Source organism: Bacteroides muris (ex Fokt et al. 2023), assembly GCF_024704895.1.
GTDB lineage: Bacteria > Bacteroidota > Bacteroidia > Bacteroidales > Bacteroidaceae > Bacteroides > Bacteroides muris.
On record NZ_JAMZEE010000105.1, the window covers coordinates 1 to 995 of the forward strand.

Here is a 995-nt window from a genome sequence, read left to right on the forward strand (position 1 = left end):
ACGTGAGTTCGGGATAAGAACTTTATTTTTTTCAACCAAGCAAAAGACATAGAGTATTGGGCGGCCTGTCAAGGTCGCCTGATTTATTTGTACAGGCTGGAGTTAATCCCAGAGGACAAGCTGCCCGTTTGACTCGGGTACCTCAAAGTCAAAGTTCACCTCCGGCTTTGTGGCGAAGAAACAATACGCGCCCATTGCCGCAAGCAGGTTCATGAGGAAGTTGTGTACGCTGCGGTGGCGGGAGTGGACGAGCTGCGCCACATTCTTCAGCATGTCGTTTATGGATTCGATGATGCTCCTTTTACGAAGCATCATCTTGTCATAGAACGGCATGAGACGCTGTTTCATGTTCGAGCGAAGGCCTGTCACAATATGTATGCCGTCATCCCAGAGATGTCCGAAAAGAGACTGCGATATATATCCCTTGTCAGCATATAGTTTTCCGAACACCCTGTCAGTCAGCGTGTCAATGACAACCTCGTTGCGGTCGTCCACATTGGCGCGTGTTAGTACAAAGTTGATCAGCTCGCCTTTTTCGTTACATAGCAGATGCAGCTTGAAGCCGACATACCATCCCATAGTGCTCTTCCCTTTGGCCGCGATATCCTTGAACACCTTCATGTTGAACTGGCGCTTGTTGTGTATGACCGGAATGCAGGTGCTGTCCACAAAACTTATCCCCGTGCACTCTCCGAAACAAGCGAGCCGCAGAAACATGGTCAGAGCCACGAAACATCGGGGCATGACCTCCACGAAGCGGTTGTAGGAGAATGTCTGCGGAAACAGATGCTTCCAGTGAATGCGCACACATCCCAGATAATAGTGCTTGAAGTTTCGGTACGAATTGAAGTGGAAACAGATCAGAATCGTGATGACTTCGGCATCCGACATCATGCGCTTTCTTTTCCGTTTTGGAGTGTCTGTTGTGGACGGAAGGGCGTTTTTTGCCATCTCAACCTCAAATTCCTTGCAGAAATCATCGGCAATACAAAAAA

Annotated in this window: 1 protein-coding gene; it reads right to left on the reverse strand. The window is 48.6% G+C overall.

The window, feature by feature from the left end; all coding sequences use genetic code 11:
- Positions 1-102: 102 nt before the first annotated feature.
- On the reverse strand, positions 103-995 hold an 893-nt coding region (locus M1B78_RS18425; RefSeq protein WP_257941492.1), incomplete at its 5' end, for an IS982 family transposase.